Source organism: Streptomyces sp. NBC_00224 (assembly GCF_041435195.1).
Taxonomy (GTDB): Bacteria; Actinomycetota; Actinomycetes; order Streptomycetales; family Streptomycetaceae; genus Streptomyces.
Genome location: NZ_CP108106.1, coordinates 4,833,351 through 4,854,697 on the forward strand (window position 1 = coordinate 4,833,351; position 21,347 = coordinate 4,854,697).

The following is a 21,347-nucleotide window of genomic DNA, read 5'->3' on the forward strand; positions in this document are numbered from 1 at the left end:
ACTCCTTGTGATCTGTTAGTGCTTCCAGCACGATTGCGTCAAGAGGGCCAGGGGGGATCATTCCTGGCCATTTCAGCTACAGCGGGGTACATGATGCGTGAGGTCCTGGCAGAGGTCATGATGAGCTTCCTCGTCTCCGAGGAGCTCTCCTTCAGGATCCCGGTGGAGCTCACATACCGCGCCGACGATCCGTACGCGGTCCGCATGACCTTCCACCTTCCCGGCGACGAACCCGTGACATGGACGTTCGGGCGGGAACTGCTGCTCGACGGCATCAACACCCCCACCGGCGACGGCGATGTGCACATCGCGCCCTCCTGCCCGGAGGAGCTCTGCGACGTCCACATCCGCCTCCAGGTGGGCGGCGAACGGGCGCTCTTCCGGGCCGGGGCCGGCCCGCTGGTGGCCTTCCTCGACCGCACCGACAAGCTCGTACCGCTGGGGCAGGAGCGCGCGCTCGGCGACTTCGACGGACATCTGGACGAGGCGCTGGGGCGGATCCTGGCCGAGGAGCAGAACGCGGGCTGAGCGCCGCCTACTTCTTGCGGCGCTTGCCTCGTCCGCCGCGCACCGGCCCGCGTGCCGCGACGGCCGGGCGGTCGGCCGAGACCACCAGCGCCGCGAGGGCGGTGGTCACCGGGACCGAGGCCACCAGGCCGATCGAGCCCACCAGCGTCCGGACGATCTCCTCGGCGACCAGCTCGCTGTTGGCCACCGTCCCCACGCTGCTCTGCGCGATCGAGAACAGCAGCAACAGCGGCAGCGCCGCGCCCGCGTACGCCAGGACCAGGGTGTTGACCACCGACGCGATGTGGTCGCGGCCGATCCGGATGCCCGCCCGGTACAGCCCGCGCGGACCCATCGTCGGATTGGCCTCGTGGAGCTCCCAGACCGCCGACGTCTGGGTGACCGTCACATCGTCGAGCACCCCGAGCGATCCGATGATCACGCCGGCCAGCAGCAGACCGGACATGTCGATGTTCGGGTACAGCGCGTGGATCAGGCCGGTGTTGTCGTCGGTGTTACCGGTCAGCGAGGCCCAGCCGATGAAGAGCGACCCGAGCAGCCCGATCAGGACGAGCGAGACCAGCGTGCCGAGCACGGCGACCGAGGTGCGCGCCGACAGGCCGTGGCACATGTACAGCGCGATCAGCATGATCGCGCTCGACCCGACCACCGCGACCAGCAGCGGATTGGAGCCCTGGAGGATCGCCGGCAGGATGAACAGGGTCAGCACGGCGAACGAGACGACCAGCGCGACGAGCGCCATCACCCCGCGCAGCCGGCCGACGACCACGACCGCGAGGGCGAAGATGCCCGCGAGCAGCGCCATCGGGAGCCGCCGGTTCACATCGGTCACCGAATACTGCAGGTCGTGCGGGGCGTCGGGGGCGTACGCGACGATCACGCCCTGCCCCTTGTGCAGTTGGCGCGGAGCGTCCGGCTGGACGATCTCGGTGAAGGTGCGGCCCTTCTCCTTGCCGCTGGTGACCTCGATGGTCGCCTTGGCGCACAGGCCCCGATCGGAGCGCTCGGCCTCCTGGCCCTTGGCGGTCGAGGTGTTGCCGTTCGACGGGGTCTGACCGCCGTTGACCGTCTTGCAGTCGACCTTCTGGAGTGCGACGACCTTCGCCTGCTGGGTCTGGCGGTCGAAGCCGACTCCGGTGCGCTGGTGGGACGGGGATCCCCCGGGCCACAGCACGGCCAGGCCGACGAGCACCGCGACCGAGAAAGGGATCAGCACGGCGGCGATCACCTTGCGGAGATGCTTGGAGACGGGCGCCGCGGGACCGTGGCTGTGCGTGTGCCCGGAGGTCTGGCCGTGCGGGTGTCCGTGGGCGTCTTCGGGGGGCTGCTCTGCTGACGTCACCGCCCGATCATCGCAAGAACGGTGGGGCCCCTCTGTTCAGCGCGCTGGCGATGACGCTAGCGTGGTGACACCTTTGCACACGCGGGAGCTCGGAGCACCGGGCTGAGAGGGCGCTGAAAGCCGTACGAACCGTACGGAAGTGGCTGCGCCGACCGCCGAACCTGTTACCGGGTAATGCCGGCGTAGGGAGTAGGTCTCATGACCGTTCAGGACGCACGCACGCCTGCCTCGAATCAGAGCGAGGCCGGGAAGTCCATCGGCTGGCACAAGGGATACGTCGAGGGCTCGCGCCCCGACCTCCGGGTGCCGGTCCGCCAGGTGCACCTCACCAACGGCAAGGACGTCACGCTGTACGACACGTCCGGGCCGTACACGGACCCGAACATCGAGACGGACGTCCGCCGCGGACTCGCCCCGCTCCGGGAGAACTGGATCATCGCGCGCGGGGACACCGAGGAGTACGCGGGCCGCCCCGTGCGCCCCGAGGACGACGGCATCAAGCACACCTCGCCGCGTGGCGGGCTGAAGAACCTCGACGCGGTGTTCCCGGGCCGGCCGCGCCAGCCGCGCCGGGGCCGAGGCGGCCAGGCCGTCACCCAGCTCGCGTACGCCCGCCGGGGCGAGATCACCCCGGAGATGGAGTACGTCGCGATCCGCGAGAACGTCTCGCCCGAGGTCGTGCGCGAGGAGATCGCGGCCGGGCGCGCGGTGCTGCCCGCCAACGTCAACCACCCCGAGATCGAGCCGATGATCATCGGCAAGCGGTTCCTGGTGAAGGTCAACGCCAACATCGGCAACTCCGCCGTCACCTCCTCCATCGAGGAGGAGGTCGACAAGATGACCTGGGCCACCCGCTGGGGCGCCGACACGGTCATGGACCTCTCCACCGGCCGCAACATCCACACCACCCGCGAGTGGGTGCTGCGCAACTCCCCCGTCCCGATCGGCACCGTGCCGCTCTACCAGGCGCTGGAGAAGGTCGACGGCCGCGCCGAGGAGCTGACCTGGGACGTCTACAAGGACACGGTCATCGAGCAGGCCGAGCAGGGCGTCGACTACATGACGGTCCACGCCGGGGTGCTCCTGCGGTACGTGCCGCTCACCGCCCGCCGCAAGACCGGCATCGTCTCGCGCGGCGGCTCGATCATGGCCGCCTGGTGCCTCGCGCACCACAAGGAGTCGTTCCTGTACGAGAACTTCGAGGAGCTGTGCGAGATCCTCGCGGCGTACGACGTGACGTACTCCCTGGGCGACGGCCTGCGCCCGGGCTCCATCGCGGACGCCAACGACGAGGCGCAGTTCGCCGAGCTGCGCACGCTCGGTGAGCTCAACACGATCGCCAAGCGCCACAACGTCCAGACGATGATCGAGGGCCCGGGCCACGTCCCGATGCACAAGATCAAGGAGAACATCGACCTCCAGCAGGAGATCTGCGAGGAGGCGCCGTTCTACACGCTCGGCCCGCTGACCACCGACGTCGCCCCGGCGTACGACCACATCACCTCCGGCATCGGCGCGGCGATGATCGCCTGGTGGGGCACCGCGATGCTCTGCTACGTCACGCCCAAGGAGCACCTGGGCCTGCCGAACCGCGACGACGTGAAGACGGGCGTCATCACCTACAAGATCGCGGCGCACGCGGCCGACCTCGCCAAGGGGCACCCGGGCGCCCAGGACTGGGACGACGCGCTCTCGGACGCCCGCTTCGAGTTCCGCTGGGAGGACCAGTTCAATCTGGCCCTCGACCCGGACACCGCCCGGGAGTTCCACGACGAGACGCTGCCCGCCGAGCCGGCGAAGACCGCGCACTTCTGCTCGATGTGCGGGCCGAAGTTCTGCTCGATGAAGATCTCGCAGGACATCCGGCGCCAGCACGGCGGGGATCTGGCGGCGGGGGACATCGAGGCCGGGATGGCGGAGAAGTCCAAGGAGTTCGCCGAGGCGGGCAACCGCGTCTATCTGCCGATCGCGGAGTGACGTCCGCGTACCGATGTTTCACGTGAAACAGCGATCCCTGTTTCACGTGAAACATGCGCGGCCGTGGTTTCACGTGAAACGAACGCGCCGGTGGTTTCCCGGTGGGATCCCGGCGGTTTCACGTGAAACGGGCGCCCCGAAGCCGGTCACTCCGGCTGGTGTTCGGGGCCCCCGAAGTCGGGACTGGTGAAGTCCGGGCTGGTGAAGCTGGGCCGGGTCCCCTTGGACGAGTCACCCGGGCTGTCGAAGTCGGGCCGGTCGTAGCCGAGGCTCGGTATCCGGCCCGCCGAGCGGCGCCTCGGCGCACCCGGACCGGCACCCGGGTCGGCCAGCGCCTCACGCAGGAACGGGTAGATGCCCCGCTCCACCAGGGCGTGGCGCCATGCGTCACGGGCCCGGGAGACCTCCTGCGTTCTCTCGTCGCCCACCTCGGCCTCCTCCGGCTCGGCGACGACCTGGGTGGCGCCGTTGCGGATCGCGGTGAGCAGGAGGCTGATCGCGGCGGCGAGTATCGCGGCCGCGGTGAGCGCGCCGAAGAACCAGCCGGCGGTCAGTAAAGTGTCGGCGAAGGCGGGCTCGGGGTTGAGCATCTTCAGGATGTAGCCCACCAACAGGAAGATCGCGGCGGCGGTCCCGGAGAGGACCGGCGCCAGCACCGCGACGACCGCGCCGACGCCTGCACCCGAGGTGGATTCCGGGCTGTCGACCACCGGAGGCGTCATCACCGAGCCGCGCTCCGATGTGAGCGCGGGGGTGGAGGGCGTGCGCAACTCCTCGCGCACCCTGACGTAGTGGTCGTACTCGGCCGCCGCGGCCGCCGAGACGAGGGCACCGGCGTTGAGCACCATGGTGCGCAACTGCTCGGTGTTGAGCCTTACTCCTACGCCGGCCAGCTCAGGCCGGTCGGGCGCGGTGCGCAGTGCGTCGTCGAGGATCCGCTCGAACTCCGGGCGGTCCTCGGTCAGCAGGTGCGGAGCGCTGTTCATGTGCATCCCCCGATGCTCCGTAGGGCCGGAAAGCCCGCCTGACGAACGGGCAATCGGGCGGAAACGGAGGAGAGCCTGCTACGGATAAGCCGATGGTAGAGCGGTTACGGCACGGGGTGACAGGGTGTTTCCGAAATCACCTTGCTGCCGCCCGAGCCGGTGTTTTCCCGATTACGCGTCAGTCATGCAGAGGCAACTGCACGACCAGCAGTTTTCCGGCCATGGTCACCCCACCGTCCATGGCGATGGCGAGGCCGTCCGCGTACACATGCGGTCCCTCCACGACCGGACGGGAGTCTTCCTCGCCGTCTTCGGTACCCACTTCGCCCAGCAGATAGGGAATCGGGCTGTGTCCGTGGACCACCCGCTGCCCGCCGTACGCCGAGAGCAGCTCACGCGCGGCCTCGGGGCCACCGTCGTCGCGGAAGGCGAAGCGCTTGGTGAACTTCCGGAACAGGTCCCAGCATTCGTCGGCGTCGTTGCGGGTGAGCAGCGCGTGCACGGTGTCGTTCACGGCCTCGATGGAGTCGCCGTACTCCAGATACGCGGTGGTGTCGGAGTGCATCAGCAGATGCCCGTCCTCCTGCTCGATCGCGTCGAGGCGGGACATCCACTGCAGATGGACGTCCTGGAGGCGATCCATGTCGACCTTCTGGCCGCCGTTGAGCAGCCAGGCGGCCTGGAAGGTGGCGGTGCCCGCACCGGAGTTGACCGGGGTGTCACCGAAACGCTTGGCGCCGATCAGGAGCAGCTCGTGGTTGCCCATGAGGGCCTTGCAGTAGCCGCCGGCGGCCGCGGCCTCGGCCGACAGCCGCATCACCAGGTCGATGACGCCGATGCCGTCGGGACCGCGATCGGTGAAGTCGCCGAGGAACCAGAGGCGGGCATTGCCCGCGGCCCAGTTCGCGTCGACGTCGATCAGCCCCTGCTCGCGCAGCGCGGCCAGGAGTTCGTCGAGGTAGCCGTGGACGTCGCCCACGACGTAGAGCGGCCCGAGCCCGTCCGGCAGGGGCGCCGGGGTGGGGTCGGTCTGCACCCGGACCTGCACGGTGTCCCCCCGGTTGATCACCGGGAGGTCGCGTGCCGTCGGGGTGTAGCCCTCGGGCGGCTCGTCGTCCGCGAAGGCGTTCCCCGGGTGGATGTCCGGGGGGTACGCCTCCGCCGGGTGCACGGCCGCGGGAGGATGCGGCTGCGCCGGTGGAGGCATCTCGACTGGTGGGGGCGGCGGGGGGACCTGCGCGGAATGCGCGGGAGCCTGCGCGTACGGAGGCACCCGGAAGTCACGCAACGTCTCCGTCCGCTCGGGTCCCTGACCGGCCCCCTGAGTCATCGACCCCTCCACCACCGTCGCGCCGCCGTACACCGTGGGACCCCCCTGGTCGGGCGGGGATCCGTGGTGTCGTGCGCCCATCATAGGAATGAGGCTCGTGCTGTGTGACGCACCAGGGGTGGTGAATCCGGGCGCGGCCTTGCTTCCCCGGTTGTTATGTCCCCCAATGTGTTGGTCTAGTCCTTGTCCGCATCGCTGTCGGGGCTCCTGTCCGGCACGTTCGGGTCCTGGCCGAGTCCCCTGGGTTCCGCGACGGGGGAGCGCGGGGGACTGACCGTCGTACGCGGCGACCGGCGCTGCGACGACGTGCGGATGATGAGTTCGGTCGGTATCACCTGCTCGATCGGGTGACCGTGGTCGATGCCTTCGATGGCGTCGATGAGCAGTTGGACCACGGCGGTGCCGATGCGCCGGGGCTTGAGCGAGAGGGTGGTGATGGGCGGTTCGGTGCTCGCGTACACGGTGGACTCGCTGCAGCAGACGAGCAGCAGGTCCTCGGGCACCCGCAGGCCGTATCTGCGGGCGGCCGCCAGCAGATCGGTGCCGTTGGGGTCGAACAGTCCGTACACGGCGTCGGGGCGGTCCGGGCGGGCGAGCAGCCGGTCGGCCGCGACGGCGCCCGCGCACGGGTCGTGGGCGGGGTAGGACTCGTAGACCGGGTCCTGCCCGACCCGCTCGCACCAGCTCAGATACGCCTCGGTGGAGAGCCGGGTATAGGTGTCGGTGGTGGTGCCGGTGAGGAGGCCGATCCGGCGGGCGCCGGCGGCTGCGAGATGGTCGAGCAGTTCGAGTACGGCGGCCTCGTGGTCGTTGTCGACCCAGGCGGTCACCGGTAGCGAACCCGCCGGACGTCCGTCGGAGACCACCGGTAGTCCCTGGCGGACCAGTTCGGTGACGACGGGGTCCTGGTCGGAGGGGTCGATCACGACGGTGCCGTCGAGGGCGACGTTCGACCAGACGTCCGCGGGGCTGCGGCGTGAGGTGGCGGGCAGGATGACGAGGGCGTAGCCGCGCGCGAGCGCGGCCGATGTCGCGGCCCTCGCCATCTCGGCGAAATAGGCGAACTCGGTGAAGGTGAAAGGTTCATCCCCGTATGTCGTCACAGTCAGGCCGATCAAGCCCGACTTGCCGGTACGGAGCGTGCGGGCCGCTGCGGATGGGCGATAGCCCAGCCGGTCTGCGACCTCGCGGACGTGGCGGCGGGTGGCGTCGGGGAGCCGGCCCTTGCCGTTGAGCGCGTCGGAGACGGTCGTGATGGAGACACCGGCGGCGGCGGCAACGTCCCGAATGCCCGCCCTCCCCAGCCGGCGACCGGTCGACCGGCTCACCTGGTGCTTCCCTGCTGCTGTCATGGCGAGCCGATAGTAGGGCGAGGCGAGACAGTTGGCCCGGGTGCATATGCACGCGTTGACAGGCACGTTTCTGCATGATCGTAAATGGCTAAGCGCCTTGATTTGCATGGGAGTTGGGCGGAGTCACGTTGTGGTGGCGGTTGTCGATCGGTGGGCGGCTGCCGAATGCCCGATGTTTCGAAGAGGTCTCAACTCACCTGCACGAGGGATGCGCGCCACGGCGCGAGCCACCGGCGCACGGCTTTGACGGGGAGCGCTCCCCCTCCCGCGTGCCCACGTCCCCGGGGCGGGGCGGGCGGGGCGGCCGCGTCCGGAGGATGCCTTTTGGCTCTTCGCAGGGGCGCCGAATCCTCATAAGGTGAGCAGTATTCGTACGGACGGAACGGTCGAGGAGGACCTGCGGTGAGCGAGACGAGCCCCAAGCTGCGCGCCGAGCTGGACGGCATCCCCACCTACAAGCCCGGCAAGCCCGCGGCCGCCGGCGGCCCGGTCGCGTACAAGCTGTCCTCCAACGAGAATCCGTACCCGCCGCTGCCGGGGGTGATGGAGGGCGTCGTGGCCGCCGCCGGGAGCTTCAACCGCTACCCGGACATGGCGTGCACCGGTCTGATGAACGAGCTGGCGGACCGTTTCGGCGTGCCGCTCACCCACCTCGCCACCGGCACGGGCTCGGTCGGTGTCGCCCAGCAGCTGCTCCAGGCCACCTCCGGCCCCGGCGACGAGGTCATCTACGCCTGGCGCTCCTTCGAGGCGTACCCGATCATCACCCAGATCAGTGGAGCGACGTCCGTAAAGGTGCCGCTGACCTCGGACGATGTGCACGACCTGGACGCGATGGCCGAGGCGATCACCGACCGGACCCGGCTGATCTTCGTCTGCAACCCGAACAACCCGACCGGCACCGTGGTCCGCCGGGCGGAGCTGGAACGATTCCTCGACCGGGTGCCGTCGGACGTGCTGGTGGTCCTGGACGAGGCGTACAAGGAGTTCGTCCGCGACGCCGACGTGCCGGACGGGCTGGAGATCTACCGCGACCGCCCGAACGTGGCGGTGCTGCGCACCTTCTCCAAGGCGTACGGGCTCGCCGGGCTCCGGATCGGCTTCGCCGTCGCCCACGAGCCGGTGGCGGCGGCGCTGCGCAAGACGGCCGTCCCCTTCGGCGTCAGCCAGCTCGCCCAGGACGCGGCGGTCGCCTCCCTGCGCGCCGAGGACGAACTGCTCGGGCGTGTCGGCTCGTTGGTGGGCGAGCGCGCCCGGGTGTACGAGGGGCTTGTCGGCCAGGGCTGGACCGTGCCCGAGACGCAGGCGAACTTCGTCTGGCTGCGCCTCGGCGAGCGGACGGTCGAGTTCGCGCAGGCCTGTGAGGCGGCGGGCGTGGTGGTCCGGCCGTTCGCGGGCGAGGGCGTGCGGGTCACGATCGGTGAGACCGAGGCCAATGACCTCTTCCTGAAGGTGGCCGAGGGCTTCCGCAAGGCGAACTAGGGCCTTTGCACCCCGAGCCCGGTCCGGGACGGTCCCAGGGGCTGTCCGGCGATTCCGGTCGGTTTCGGGCCCACCACCTCGCGCGCGTCCGACTCCAGCGCGGGGGAGACCGGGGTCGCGAAGTAGCTCCTCGCCCCGGATGCGGGCGGTGGAGAGGTTCGGAAGTGCCCCCACGAGCGCCGCGCTCGTGGGGGTTTCTTCGTGTGTGGCGGTGAGCTGCCCGGTGGGCCAGGAGATCCGCATCCGCCGGAGCTCGCCCCATACGGGTCCCGCACAGAGGTCCCCCCCCGCTTGAAGGTCACGGAAGCGTGTGCGACATAATGCTTGTGAATGTGAACGCGTTCACAAGCGTGTCCTGCTTCGTCCCGGAATCAGTGGGATCAGTGGGACAAACTGCCGCTGTGATCACGGCGATGTAAGGAGATGACGTTGTGAATCTGGCTCTGGCGCCGGAAACACTGGCGCGCTGGCAGTTCGGCATCACCACCGTCTACCACTTCCTCTTCGTGCCGCTCACGATCTCGCTCGCCGCGCTCACGGCCGGGCTGCAGACCGCGTGGGTGCGGACCGAGAACCAGAAGTACCTCAAGGCGACGAAGTTCTGGGGCAAGCTCTTCCTGATCAACATCGCGATGGGCGTCGTCACCGGCATCGTCCAGGAGTTCCAGTTCGGCATGAACTGGTCCGACTACTCGCGGTTCGTGGGTGACATCTTCGGGGCCCCGCTCGCGTTCGAGGCGCTCATCGCCTTCTTCTTCGAGTCGACCTTCATCGGCCTCTGGATCTTCGGCTGGGACAAACTGCCGAAGAAGATCCACCTAGCCTGCATCTGGATGGTCTCGATCGGCACCATCCTCTCCGCGTACTTCATCCTGGCCGCCAACTCCTGGATGCAGCACCCGGTCGGCTACAAGCTCAACAAGGCCACCGGGCGTGCGGAGCTCACCGACTTCTGGCAGGTGCTGACGCAGGACACCACCCTGGTCGTCGTCTTCCACACGCTCACCGCGGCCTTCCTCACCGGTGGCGCGTTCATGGTCGGCGTCTCCGCCATCCATCTGCGCCGCAAGAAGCACATCCCGGTGATGCGCACCTCGCTCCGGCTCGGCCTGGTCACGCTCGTCGTGGGCGGACTGCTCACGGCCGTCAGCGGCGACCAGCTCGGCAAGGTCATGTTCAAGCAGCAGCCCATGAAGATGGCGGCGGCCGAGGCGCTGTGGGACGGCGAGAAGTCGGCGCCCTTCTCGATATTCGCCTACGGAGACGTGGCCAAGGGCCACAACAGCGTCGAGGTCTCGGTCCCGGGTGTGCTCTCCTTCCTCGCCGACAACAACTTCTCCTCGTACGTCCCCGGCATCAACGACGTGAACAAGCAGGAGCAGCAGAAGTACGGGCCCGGCGACTACCGGCCCAACATCCCGGTCACCTTCTGGGGCTTCCGCTGGATGATCGGCTTCGGCATGGCGTCCTTCGCCATCGGAGCCGTCGGCCTCTGGCTCACCCGCAAGAAGTTCCTGCTGGCACCCGGACTCAGGACCGGTGACGACGAGGTGCCGCATCTGGTCCTCTTCCGGAACAAGGCGCTCAGCACCCGGCTGACCGGCTGGTACTGGTTCATCGCCATCTGGACGCTCGGCTTCCCGCTGATCGCCAACTCCTGGGGCTGGATCTTCACCGAGATGGGCCGCCAGCCCTGGGTCGTGTACGGCGTACTGCGCACCAGTGACGCGGTCTCCCCCGGTGTCTCGCAGGGCGAGGTCCTCACCTCGATGATCGTCTTCACCCTGCTCTACGCCGTGCTCGCGGTGATCGAGGTGCGGCTGCTCGCGAAGTACGTCAAGGCCGGACCACCCGAGCTCACCGAGTCCGACCTCAACCCGCCCACCAAGATCGGCGGGGACGACCGCGACCCCGACCGGCCGATGGCCTTCTCGTACTGAGGCTGAGGAGACAGAGGCATGGAACTCCACGACGTCTGGTTCGTACTCATCGCCGTTCTGTGGACCGGCTACTTCTTCCTGGAGGGCTTCGACTTCGGAGTCGGGATCCTCACGAAACTGCTGGCCCGCGACCGTACGGAGAAGCGGGTCCTGATCAACACGATCGGGCCCGTCTGGGACGGCAACGAGGTGTGGCTGCTGACCGCGGGCGGTGCGACCTTCGCCGCCTTCCCCGAGTGGTACGCCACGCTCTTCTCCGGCTTCTACCTGCCGCTGCTGATCATCCTGGTCTGTCTGATCGTGCGCGGTGTGGCCTTCGAGTACCGGGCGAAGCGGCCCGAGGAGAAGTGGCAGCGCAACTGGGAGGAGGCCATCTTCTGGACCTCGCTGATCCCGGCGTTCCTGTGGGGCGTGGCCTTCGGCAACATCGTGCGCGGAGTGAAGATCGACGCGCACAAGGAGTACGTGGGCACCTTCTGGGACCTGTTCAATGTGTACGCGATCCTCGGCGGACTGGTGACGCTGTTCCTGTTCACCTTCCACGGCTCGGTCTTCACCTCCCTGAAGACCGTTGGTGAGATCCGCGAGCGGTCGCGGGCACTGGCACTGAAGCTGGGCCTGGTCACGGCCGTACTGGCGCTCGTGTTCCTGATCTGGACGCAGGTCTCGCGCGGTGACACCAAGAGCCTGGTCGCGATGGTGATCGCGGTCGTCGCCCTGGTCGGGGCGATCGGAGCGATCAAGGTCGGTCGCGAAGGCTGGTCGTTCGCCCTGTCGGGCATCACGATCGCGGCCGCCGTGGCGATGCTCTTCCTGACGCTCTTCCCGAACGTCATGCCGTCCTCGCTGCACGAGGAGTGGAACCTCACGGTCTCCAACGCCTCGTCGAGCCCGTACACGCTGAAGATCATGACCTGGTGCGCGGGCATCGCGACCCCGGTGGTGCTCCTCTACCAGGGCTGGACGTACTGGGTGTTCCGCAAGCGGATCGGCACACAGCACATCGCCGACGCGCACTGAAGTCCGCACAGGGGGTGTGTTTCACGTGAAACACACCCCCTGACCCGTAGGCCCCTGACCCTTCGAGGGGATGTTTCACGTGAAACCGATCGACCCGCGACTGCTCCGATACGCCCGGGCCACCCGTCTCTTCCTCGCGGCCGTCGTCGCCCTCGGCCTGGTCGGGGCGGGGCTGGTCGTCGCGCAGGCGATGCTCATCGCCGAAGTGGTGGTGGGGGCGTTCCAGGACGACCTCGGCGCCGGTGGGCTGCGGACGCCTCTGCTGCTGCTCGGGGCGGTCGCGGTCGGGCGGGGGCTGGTGTCCTGGCTGACCGAGCTGGCCGCCCACCGGGCGAGCGCCGCGGTCAAGTCGGAGCTGCGGGGCCGGCTTCTCGAACGGGCGGCCCTGCTGGGGCCCGAGTGGCTCAGTGGCCAGCGGACCGGCTCGCTGGTCGCCCTGGCCACCCGCGGGGTGGACGCGCTCGACGACTACTTCTCGCGCTATCTGCCGCAGTTGGGGCTCGCGGTGGTGGTGCCGGTGGCGGTGCTCGCCAGGATCGTCACCGAGGACTGGGTGTCGGCCGCGACCATCGTCGTCACCCTGCCGCTCATCCCGCTCTTCATGGCGCTGATCGGCTGGGCCACCCAGGCGCAGACGGACCGCCAGTGGCGGCTCCTCTCCGGGCTGTCGGGGCACTTCCTGGATGTGGTCGCCGGGCTGCCGACGCTCAAGGTGTTCGGCCGGGCCAAGGCGCAGGCCGAGTCGATCCGGACGATCACCTCGGAGTACCGCCGGGCCACGTTGAAGACCCTGCGGATCGCCTTCCTGTCGTCGTTCGCCCTGGAGCTCCTCGCGACGCTGTCGGTGGCGCTGGTCGCCGTCGGCATCGGCATGCGCCTGGTCCACGGTGATCTGGACCTCTACACCGGGCTGGTGATCCTGGTCCTCGCCCCCGAGGCATATCTGCCGCTGCGGCAGGTCGGAGCGCAGTACCACGCGGCGGCGGAGGGGCTGTCGGCCGCCGAGGAGATCTTCGAGGTCCTGGAGACCCCGCTGCCCGAGGGCGGTACGGGAGCGGTGCCGGCCGGTCCCGTGCGGATCGAGGTCGACGGGGTGACGGTTCGTCATCCGGGCCGCGCCGAGCCGTCGTTGGCGGCTGCCTCGCTGACGGTGCAGCCGGGCGAGACAGTGGCGCTGACCGGGCCGAGCGGTGTCGGGAAGTCGACGCTCCTGGGTGCGGTGCTGGGGTTCGTGGCGCCGGACGAGGGCCAGGTGCGGATCTCCGGCACCGATCTGGGCGCGCTCTCGCTGGAGCAGTGGCGCGAGCGGATCGCCTGGGTGCCGCAGCGGCCGCACCTGTTCGCCGGGACGATCGCGGAGAACGTACGCCTCGCACGGCCGGACGCGGACGACACGGCGGTACGGGAAGCCCTGCGGGACGCGGGCGCCCTGGAGTTCGTGACCGCGCTGCCCGATGGCCTGGGAACCGAGCTGGGGGAGGACGGCGCCGGGCTTTCGGCCGGTCAGCGCCAACGGCTCGCGCTGGCAAGGGCGTTCCTCGCGGACCGGCCGGTCCTGTTGCTCGACGAGCCGACGGCGGCGCTGGACGGGGCGACCGAGGCGGGCATCGTCGACGCGGTACGGAGGCTGTCGGCGGGCCGCACCGTACTGCTGGTGGTCCACCGCCCCGCCCTGCTCGCGGTCGCGGACCGGGTGGTGGAGCTGCGGCCGGCCGAGGGCGGGGCCGGCGGGGCGGTGGCGCGGGACGCGGTGGGCGGGGCCGGTGAGGCGGTCGTCGTGACGACTTCCCGTGCTGATGTCCCCGTACCGGCTCCGGCCTTGGCTTCAGCTCCGGCCGTGGCTTCGGCTTCTGTCGGGCATTCCGCCCCCCAGGACGTGCTCGCGCGGGTGCGCGGGGCTGCCGGGGGGCTGCGCGGGCGCCTCGTCCTGGCGTTGGTGCTGGGGGCGTTGGCGCTCGGGTCGGCCGTGGGGCTGATGGCCGTGTCCGGGTGGCTCATCTCGCGGGCTTCCGAGCAGCCGCCGGTGCTGTATCTGATGGTGGCCGTGACGGCGACCCGGGCGTTCGGCATCGGGCGGGCCGTGTTCCGGTACGCCGAGCGGCTGGTGTCCCACGACGCGGTGCTGCGGATGCTCTCCGAGGTGCGCGTCGCGGTGTACCGCAGGCTGGAGCGGATCGCTCCGGCCGGGCTGCGCTCCACCCGGCGCGGCGATCTGCTGTCCCGCCTGGTCGCGGATGTGGACGAGCTCCAGGACTACTGGCTGCGCTGGGTGCTGCCCGCCGCCACGGCCGTGGTGGTCTCGGTGGCCAGTGCCGGGTTCACCGCCTGGCTGCTGCCCGAGGCCGGGGCGGTGCTCGCGATCGGACTGCTGGTCGCCGGGGTGGCCGTGCCGATGGTCAGCGGCGCGTGCGCGCGTCGGGCCGAGCGCCAACTGGCACCCGCACGCGGCCTGCTGGCCACTCGGGTGGCCGATCTGCTCACCGGAACAGGCGAGTTGACGGTGGCGGGCGCGCTCGGCCGCCGTACCCGGGAGGCGAAGGACGCCGACTCCGCGCTCACACGGATCGCGTCGCGGGCCGCTGCCGCCACCGCGCTCGGCGGCGGCCTCTCCGCGCTGACCTGCGGGCTGACCGTGGCGGCCGCCGCCCTCGTCGGGGCTCAGGCGGTCGCCGACGGGCGCCTGGACGGAGTGCGGCTCGCCGTCGTGGTCCTGGTGCCGCTCGCCGCCTTCGAGGCCGTCAACGGTCTGCCGCTCGCCGTACAGGCACGCCAGCGGGTCAGGCGCAGCGCCGAGCGGGTGTACGAGGTGCTCGACGCCCCCGTGCCGGTACGGGAGCCGGAGCACCCGGCCACCGCACCCGCGTCGCCCTTCCCCCTGGAGGTGCGGGGACTGGCCGCCCGCCACGAAGGGCAGGGCCGGGACGCGCTGAGCGACTTCACACTGACGCTCACCCCGGGCCGGCGCGTCGCCGTCGTCGGGACCTCCGGGTCCGGCAAGACCACCCTCGCCCAGGTGCTGCTGCGCTTCCTGGACGCGCGCGAGGGCACGTACCGGATCGGCGGGAAGGACGCGGCGGAGCTGGCGGGCGACGACGTCCGCCGCCTGGTGGGGCTCTGTGCCCAGGACGCCCACATCTTCGACAGCTCCGTACGCGAGAACCTGCGGCTGGCCCGTACCGGCGCGGACGAGGAAGCGCTGCGCGACGCGCTGGCAGCGGCCCGGTTGCTCGACTGGGTGGACGGGCTGCCCGACGGCCTCGACACGCTCGTCGGGGAGCACGGCGCCCGGCTCTCGGGCGGCCAGCGCCAGCGGCTCGCGCTGGCGCGAGCGATCCTGGCCGACTTCCCGGTGCTCGTCCTGGACGAGCCCGCCGAGCATCTGGACCTGGTGACGGCCGACGCGCTCACGGCGGATCTGCTGCGGGCGACGGAGGGCCGGACGACCGTGCTGATCACCCACCGGCTGCGCGGCCTGGAAGCCGTGGACGAGGTGGTGGTGCTGGCCGAGGGCCGGGTCGTGCAGCGCGGGGCGTACGACGATCTCGCTCTGGTCGACGGGGAGCTGCGGCGGATGCTGGAGCGCGAGCGCGACAGCGACCTCCTCCAGGAGGCCCGCCCGGCCTGAGGCGGTTTCCGTGCCGGGGCCTCGCTCTGCGGGGCCCCGGCTGTCGCGATCTTCACCCGGCCTTCCGGTCTGCGCCCTGGCCCTTCGAGGTTCTGCCCCCTGCCTCTCGCCAGGCCCGACTTTCCTCGCCAATTGGGACTTACTAGGCTCAAGGGCATGTCAGTGCCGGATCCGAAGGACCCCCAGGACACCAAGGACCGTGACGCGCTCGAAGCGGCGACCCTGGCCACCCGAAGCCTCCAGGGTCTGTCCACCGAGCTCACCGCGCGCGTGCCGCAGCTGCTTGAGGCGATGCGTTCCGTCGGTACCGGCCTGGAGCTGCACTCCACGCTCGACCGGATCTGTGAGACCGCCGCCGAGCTGGCCGACGCCCGGTACGCGGCGATCGGGGTCGTCGACGAGACCGGCACGGGACTCTCCGACTTCGTGACGTACGGCGTCACGTGCGAGGAGGCCGCCGCCATCGGGCGACGCCCCGACGGCCACCGGGGGCTGCTCGGCCGGCTGATCGACCACCCCGAGCCGCTGCGGCTCGGGGACCTCTCCGCGGACCCGCGCTCGGCCGGATTCCCCGCGCACCACCCGCCGATGCGGACCTTCCTCGGGGTTCCCATCCGGGTGCAGGGCGAGGTCTTCGGGAACCTCTATCTCACGGAGAAGAGCGGCGGGGCCGAGTTCAACGACTACGACCTGCACATGGTGCGGGTGCTGGCCACCGAGGCGGGGATCGCGATCGGCAACGCCCGGCTGTACGAGGCGGCGCGCCAGCGGGAGCGGTGGATCGACGGATCGGTCGCCGTCACCACCGCGCTGCTCTCGGGCGGCGACGCGGACGACGCCCTGGAGGTCGTCGCCGAGCAGGCCCGGCACCTCGCGGACTCCGCCGCCGGCATCGTGCTGCTGCCCGCCGAGGAGGGCGGCCTTGAGATCGTCGCCGTCTCCTCCGACGAACCCGGCTCGGTGCTGGGTGTGGTGATCCCACCGGAGAGCCCGGTCGTCGCCACGCTTCTGGACGGCGAGGCGGTCTTCGTGGACGACGCGGCGACCGACCCCCGGATGATCACCAAACTCGCGGAGCGGTACGGGCCGAGCATGATGCTGCCGCTGCACAGCGGCGGCCGGGTACTGGGCGCGCTCGCCACCCCGCGTGCGCGGGGAGACCGCCCGTTCACCGAGGCGGAGCGGACGCTGGCCACCCAGTTCGCCTCACAGGCGGCGCTCGCGCTGATGATGGCGGAGGCGCAGCGGGACCGGGAGCGGCTCGCCGTGTACGAGGACCGCGACCGGATCGCCCGGGACCTCCACGACCTGGTCATCCAGCGGCTGTTCGCCACCGGGATGATGCTGGAGGGCGCCCAGCGCAAGTCGGTCGTGCCCGAGGTGCAGCTGGGCGTCGGCAAGGCCGTCGACGAGCTGGACGTGACGATCCAGGAGATCCGCACGGCGATCTTCGCGCTCCAGCAGGGGCCGGCCGAGGCGCCTTCCGGCCTGCGCACCCGGGTACTGCGGGAGATCAACATGGCGGCGGTGCCGCTCGGCTTCAAGCCCGCGCACCGCTTCGTCGGCCCGGTCGACGCCCTGGTCGGTGAGCTGACCGGCAAGAACCTCATCGCGGCCCTGCGCGAGGCACTGTCCAACGCATTCCGGCACGCCGAGGCCTCGCGTATCGAGGTCGTCGTGGACGCCACCGTCCAGCTCCCGGACGGGAGTCAGGGCGTGCGGCTCACCGTCGCGGACGACGGTGTCGGCATCCCCGAGGGCGGCCGCCGCAGCGGGCTGCGCAACCTGGGGCGGCGCGCGGAGGCGCTGGGCGGGTCCAGTACGTACGGGCCCGGGACCGGGGAGGACGGCGGCGGGACAGCAGTGGTGTGGGAGGCCCCGCTGTAGAGGGCAGGCGTGAGCCCGGTGAAGCCGACTGCCGATCGGGACGCGGGCCGCCTCGATCCCGTATCTGTACGCCACTTGGGGGGAGCGGCCCCCGGGCGAGAGGTGTGTTTCACGTGAAACATGCTCCGGCCGCGCGACGATCCGGGCATGCGTCTCGGACACCTGCGCAGGGCCCTCACACTGGTCCTGTGTGCCCTCGCCGGGCCGCTCGCTCCCGCCGCCACGGCCGCCGACGACCCCGATGTGCCCCGTACGAGCGTGGCGGTGGCTCGGCTGTACCTGGACGCCGCCCATGCGACCACCGCGTACGAACAGGGCAGACGCGCGGCCGAGGCCCAGCGGGCGAAGGCGGAGTGGCTCGACCGGCTCCTCGCTGACCGGCGACGTGATCTCGTACGGCTTCATGACGACATGGGCCGGGTGGCCCGCGCCCAGTACCGGACCGGCGGGAACATCGCGTACACCGCACAGCTGCTGCTCGCCGATGACCCCGAAGAGCTGATGCGCGGTCAGCGGCTGGCCTGGCAGGCCGACATGGCCGTGACCCGGCTCTACGGGAAGGCGCACCGCGCGGAAGGGCGGCTCACGGCGGCCCAGCGGGGGGCACAGGACGCCTGGCGCGACCTCGCGGACCGCAGGGACCAGCTGGAAGGCATCAAGAAGTCGATCGCAGCGCGCCTGGAGGAGGCGCGCTGGGAGCTCCAGGGCGAGGCCGACCGGAGCGTGGCGGCGGGCCGGTGCCGTGGTGCCGTACGCCTTGAGGAGCCGCCGGGCTCACGCCCCGCGAGTGCGTGGACGGCGCCCGTGGAGACGTACCGGCTGTCGGCGGGCTTCGACAGCGCGGGCGAGCGCTGGGCCCAGCGCCACACCGGCCAGGACTTCGCGGTGGACATCGGTACGCCCGTACGGGCGGTCGGCGCGGGCCGGGTCGTCTCCGTCTCGTGCGGCGGCGGCTTCGGGATCGAGATCGTCGTCGGACACCCCGGCGGCTACTACTCGCAGTACGCCCATCTCGCGGCGGTCACCGTCGACCAGGGCGACCGGGTGAGCACCGGCCAGTGGATCGGCCAGACGGGCACCACCGGCAACTCGACCGGCCCGCACCTCCACTTCGAGATCCGGCTCACCCCCGAGATGGGCTCGGCGGTCGACCCGGTGCCGTGGCTGAGCGAGCACGGGGTGGCGCTGCACAGCAACGCCGCCGAGCCCGAACCGGACGGGTCGTGACGCGGGTGTGCCGCTGAGCACGCGCGCGTTGCGGGAGTGCGGCTCAGAGGGAGGCGAGGATCCGCTCGATGACGACCGCCACGCCGTCGTCGTTGTTGGCGACCGTGTGACCCGAGGCGGCGGCCACGACGTCCGGGTGGGCGTTGCCCATGGCGTACGAGGTGCCCGCCCAGGTGAGCATCTCGACGTCGTTGGGCATGTCGCCGAAGGCGACGACCTCGGCGGGGGTGATGCCGCGCTCGGCGCAGCACAGTTCGAGCGTGGACGCCTTGGAGACGCCCGGGCCGCTGATCTCAAGCAGCGCGGTCGGACTGGACCGGGTGATCTCGGCACGCGCCCCCACGGCCTTGCGGGCCAGTGCGAGGAAGTCGTCGGGCGGCAGCTCGGGGTGGTGGGCGAGCACCTTGAGGATGGGCTCACCGACCGTGTCGGCGTCCTCGGCCAGCAGCTTCTCGGCGGGCGCGATACTGCTGGCCGCATCCATCAGCATCGGCGGATAGGACAGTTCGTGGTGGAGTCCGCCGGTCTGCTCGACGGCGAAGGACGTACCCGGGGCGGCGGCGCGCAGGATCTCGACGACCTCCAGGGCGGCCGCACGCTCCAGCGGGCGGACCTTGACGAACCGGTGCTCGCCGACGCCGTCGTGCAGATCGACGACGGCCGCGCCGTTGCCGCAGATGGCCAGGCCGTGGCCGTGGAGGTGGTCACTGACCACATCCATCCAGCGGGCGGGGCGACCGGTGACGAAGAAGACCTCGATGCCCGCCTCCTCGGCGGCCGCGAGCGCAGCGACCGTACGCTCCGAGACGGATTTGTCGTCGCGCAGCAACGTGCCGTCCAGGTCGGTCGCGATGAGCCGGGGGACGGCAGGGGCGGGGTGCTCGGCGGGGAGGGGCTCGGTAGCTGAGGTCACAGATGCCATTCTCCCGTACACCGGTGCACGGGCGTGCGAGGGAGTGCACATGTGAGTACGCACGCTGGGGGCGTGCGGGGCGCAAGGGGCGCAAGGGGCGCATGAGGCGCCGGGCTCCAGTCGGCCTCTGTCGGCCCCGGAGCGAGACTCTGGCCGGCCTCTGCCGGCCCTGCCTGGCTTGCCGCCCTGCCCGCTGGGCGGCGCCGGGAGTGTCAGAGACAGCCGTTAGTGTCGTAGGTATGCGTCTGAGCACTGTGATTCTTCCGGTACGCCGCTGGCACGACGGCGGTCGCGACGAGTGGCTGCGAGCCGAGGAGCTGGGCTTCCACACCGCGTACACCTACGACCACCTGTCCTGGCGGACGTTCCGCGACGGGCCATGGTTCGGCGCGGTGCCGACGCTGACCGCCGCGGCCGCCGCCACCTCGCGGATGCGGCTCGGCACACTGGTCACCTCGCCGAACTTCAGGCACCCGGTGACCCTGGCCAAGGACCTGATCACGCTCGACGACGTCTCGAACGGCCGGATCACGCTCGGGATCGGGGCCGGTGGCAACGGCTTCGACGCCACCGCGCTGGGCCAGCAGGCGTGGACGCCGCGCGAGCGGGCCGACCGCTTCGCCGAGTTCGTGCCGCTGCTCGACCGACTGCTGACCGAGGACTCGGTGACGTCCGAGGGCACCTCCTACTCGGCGGTCGAGGCGCGCAACATCCCCGGCTGTGTCCAGCGGCCGCGGCTGCCGTTCGCCGTGGCGGCCACCGGTCCGCGCGGGCTGAAGCTGGCGGCGCGGCACGGGCAGGCGTGGGTGACCACGGGCGACCCGAAGCTCTTCGAGACCGGCACGCCCGACCAGTCGGTCGAGGCGATCCGCGGACAGATCAAGAAGCTCGGCGAGGCCTGCGACGACATCGGCCGTGATGTGGACGAACTGGACAAGATCCTGCTCACCGGCTTCACGCCGGAGCCCGGGCGGGTGCTGGAGTCCCTCGACTCCTTCGTGGACTTCGCGGGCAGGCACTTCGAGCTCGGCGTGACGGAGATCGTTCTGCACGCGCCGATCCCGGACTCGGACTTCGCCGCGGACCGGAAGGTGTTCGAGCAGATCGCCACGGAGGGGCTGGCGCAGCTGCGCTGACGCGGCGGGGGCGTCGGCGCCGCCCCCGTTCCCCGTCCTGCCCCCGCTTCCGGGCCCGTACGGCCCGTACGGCTCAGCTCAGCTCTTGGCGCGTACGTGTCCGCTCAGCCAGGGCGTGAGCGTGCCGCCGAGGACGAGTTCCTTGTACGTCTCGTCGCCGGGCAGCGGCACCACCAGCCACCACCCCGGCGGGAAGAAGCGGCCCTTGACGTACGCCAGGTCGCCGTAGACCGAGCGGAGGAACGCGGGAACCGCGTCGCGCGGCACGTCGTTGAACTCCACACCGTCGACGGTGATCTTGGCGTCGTCCTCCGTGAAGAGCTGCACGGTGACGGCGGGAGAGCCGCCGAGCTCGACGAACGCCTCGTGCGGAAGCGAGCCGTCCGGGTCCAGGACGGCGAACGCCCCGGCCGAGCTGCGGCGCGATGAGCGGTCGGCGCCTATGTCGTCGGTGACCTCGACGGCGAGGTGGTGTTCGCGGGCGACCTCGCGGATCGCGGCGACGGCGCTCTCGGTGCTGGGCAGACGCGGATGTGACATGCCGTCGATCATCCCACCGGGGAGTGCGACCCGACCCGGCAGCGTGCCTCACTCGGCGACGG

General features: G+C 70.6%; 15 protein-coding genes and 1 riboswitch. Of the genes, 9 read left to right on the top strand and 6 right to left on the bottom strand.

What is annotated here, in order from left to right; all coding sequences use genetic code 11:
- The first annotated feature begins 90 nt into the window (after window positions 1-90).
- Window positions 91-528 carry an SsgA family sporulation/cell division regulator gene (locus OG965_RS21550; protein WP_371653721.1) on the top strand — a complete coding sequence of 146 codons (438 nt, stop codon included), beginning with the start codon at window positions 91-93 and terminating at the stop codon, window positions 526-528.
- Between the two features lie 7 nt (window positions 529-535).
- On the opposite strand, the gene OG965_RS21555 is transcribed toward OG965_RS21550, so the two are convergent.
- On the bottom strand, window positions 536-1,870 hold the full coding sequence (locus tag OG965_RS21555) for a YibE/F family protein (protein WP_371653722.1): 1,335 nt from the start codon (window positions 1,868-1,870) through the stop codon (window positions 536-538).
- Between the two features lie 71 nt (window positions 1,871-1,941).
- Window positions 1,942-2,076: riboswitch (TPP riboswitch) on the top strand.
- Between OG965_RS21555 and thiC the strand changes: the two genes are divergently transcribed.
- Window positions 2,069-3,847, top strand: coding sequence for a phosphomethylpyrimidine synthase ThiC (gene thiC / locus OG965_RS21560; RefSeq protein ID WP_371653723.1), 1,779 nt, complete (start codon window positions 2,069-2,071; stop codon window positions 3,845-3,847). (Overlaps the previous riboswitch by 8 nt.)
- 146 nt (window positions 3,848-3,993) lie before the next feature.
- Here the strand turns inward: thiC and OG965_RS21565 are convergent, their stop codons facing one another.
- From OG965_RS21565 to OG965_RS21575, 3 genes are all read right to left on the bottom strand, one after another.
- Complete coding sequence (locus tag OG965_RS21565; protein ID WP_371653724.1) at window positions 3,994-4,839, bottom strand: hypothetical protein; 846 nt, start codon at window positions 4,837-4,839, stop codon at window positions 3,994-3,996.
- 172 nt (window positions 4,840-5,011) lie between these two features.
- Window positions 5,012-6,178: a metallophosphoesterase gene (locus OG965_RS21570; RefSeq protein ID WP_371657015.1), complete on the bottom strand. Its 1,167-nt coding sequence runs from the start codon at window positions 6,176-6,178 to the stop codon at window positions 5,012-5,014.
- A 161-nt stretch (window positions 6,179-6,339) separates the two neighbouring features.
- Window positions 6,340-7,515: a LacI family DNA-binding transcriptional regulator gene (locus OG965_RS21575; RefSeq protein WP_371653725.1), complete on the bottom strand. Its 1,176-nt coding sequence runs from the start codon at window positions 7,513-7,515 to the stop codon at window positions 6,340-6,342.
- 402 nt (window positions 7,516-7,917) lie between these two features.
- Between OG965_RS21575 and hisC the strand changes: the two genes are divergently transcribed.
- From hisC to OG965_RS21605, 6 genes are all read left to right on the top strand, one after another.
- Window positions 7,918-8,997 (top strand): histidinol-phosphate transaminase, encoded by a 1,080-nt coding sequence (gene hisC / locus OG965_RS21580; RefSeq protein ID WP_371653726.1) that lies wholly within the window; start codon window positions 7,918-7,920, stop codon window positions 8,995-8,997.
- Between the two features lie 431 nt (window positions 8,998-9,428).
- Window positions 9,429-10,937 (top strand): cytochrome ubiquinol oxidase subunit I, encoded by a 1,509-nt coding sequence (locus OG965_RS21585; RefSeq protein WP_371653727.1) that lies wholly within the window; start codon window positions 9,429-9,431, stop codon window positions 10,935-10,937.
- An 18-nt stretch (window positions 10,938-10,955) separates the two neighbouring features.
- On the top strand, window positions 10,956-11,957 hold the full coding sequence (gene cydB / locus OG965_RS21590) for a cytochrome d ubiquinol oxidase subunit II (protein ID WP_371653728.1): 1,002 nt from the start codon (window positions 10,956-10,958) through the stop codon (window positions 11,955-11,957).
- A 79-nt stretch (window positions 11,958-12,036) separates the two neighbouring features.
- Window positions 12,037-15,582: a thiol reductant ABC exporter subunit CydD gene (cydD, locus tag OG965_RS21595; protein ID WP_371653729.1), complete on the top strand. Its 3,546-nt coding sequence runs from the start codon at window positions 12,037-12,039 to the stop codon at window positions 15,580-15,582.
- Window positions 15,583-15,738: 156 nt separating this feature from the next.
- Complete coding sequence (locus tag OG965_RS21600) at window positions 15,739-17,469, top strand: GAF domain-containing sensor histidine kinase (protein ID WP_371653730.1); 1,731 nt, start codon at window positions 15,739-15,741, stop codon at window positions 17,467-17,469.
- Window positions 17,470-17,616: 147 nt separating this feature from the next.
- Window positions 17,617-18,696 carry a peptidoglycan DD-metalloendopeptidase family protein gene (locus OG965_RS21605; RefSeq protein WP_371653731.1) on the top strand — a complete coding sequence of 360 codons (1,080 nt, stop codon included), beginning with the start codon at window positions 17,617-17,619 and terminating at the stop codon, window positions 18,694-18,696.
- Window positions 18,697-18,739: 43 nt separating this feature from the next.
- Here the strand turns inward: OG965_RS21605 and OG965_RS21610 are convergent, their stop codons facing one another.
- On the bottom strand, window positions 18,740-19,618 hold the full coding sequence (locus OG965_RS21610; protein WP_371653732.1) for a Cof-type HAD-IIB family hydrolase: 879 nt from the start codon (window positions 19,616-19,618) through the stop codon (window positions 18,740-18,742).
- 230 nt (window positions 19,619-19,848) lie between these two features.
- On the opposite strand from OG965_RS21610, the gene OG965_RS21615 reads away from it, so the two are divergent.
- Entirely contained in the window at window positions 19,849-20,745 is an 897-nt protein-coding gene (locus OG965_RS21615) for an LLM class flavin-dependent oxidoreductase (RefSeq protein ID WP_371653733.1), read from the top strand.
- Window positions 20,746-20,823: 78 nt separating this feature from the next.
- On the opposite strand, the gene OG965_RS21620 is transcribed toward OG965_RS21615, so the two are convergent.
- On the bottom strand, window positions 20,824-21,285 hold the full coding sequence (locus OG965_RS21620) for a hypothetical protein (protein ID WP_371653734.1): 462 nt from the start codon (window positions 21,283-21,285) through the stop codon (window positions 20,824-20,826).
- Between the last annotated feature and the right edge of the window lie 62 nt (window positions 21,286-21,347).

What these genes read in the sequence shown, in the direction of transcription:
- OG965_RS21615 (WP_371653733.1), top strand. Translation starts at nt 19,849, where the DNA reads ATGCGTCTGAGCACTGTGATTCTTCCGGTACGCCGCTGGCACGACGGC.
- OG965_RS21565 (WP_371653724.1), bottom strand. Translation starts at nt 4,839, where the DNA reads ATGCACATGAACAGCGCTCCGCACCTGCTGACCGAGGACCGCCCGGAG.
- OG965_RS21550 (WP_371653721.1), top strand. Translation starts at nt 91, where the DNA reads ATGATGCGTGAGGTCCTGGCAGAGGTCATGATGAGCTTCCTCGTCTCC.
- OG965_RS21610 (WP_371653732.1), bottom strand. Translation starts at nt 19,618, where the DNA reads ATGGCATCTGTGACCTCAGCTACCGAGCCCCTCCCCGCCGAGCACCCC.
- thiC (WP_371653723.1), top strand. Translation starts at nt 2,069, where the DNA reads ATGACCGTTCAGGACGCACGCACGCCTGCCTCGAATCAGAGCGAGGCC.
- OG965_RS21605 (WP_371653731.1), top strand. Translation starts at nt 17,617, where the DNA reads ATGCGTCTCGGACACCTGCGCAGGGCCCTCACACTGGTCCTGTGTGCC.
- cydB (WP_371653728.1), top strand. Translation starts at nt 10,956, where the DNA reads ATGGAACTCCACGACGTCTGGTTCGTACTCATCGCCGTTCTGTGGACC.
- OG965_RS21600 (WP_371653730.1), top strand. Translation starts at nt 15,739, where the DNA reads ATGTCAGTGCCGGATCCGAAGGACCCCCAGGACACCAAGGACCGTGAC.
- OG965_RS21620 (WP_371653734.1), bottom strand. Translation starts at nt 21,285, where the DNA reads ATGTCACATCCGCGTCTGCCCAGCACCGAGAGCGCCGTCGCCGCGATC.
- OG965_RS21575 (WP_371653725.1), bottom strand. Translation starts at nt 7,515, where the DNA reads ATGACAGCAGCAGGGAAGCACCAGGTGAGCCGGTCGACCGGTCGCCGG.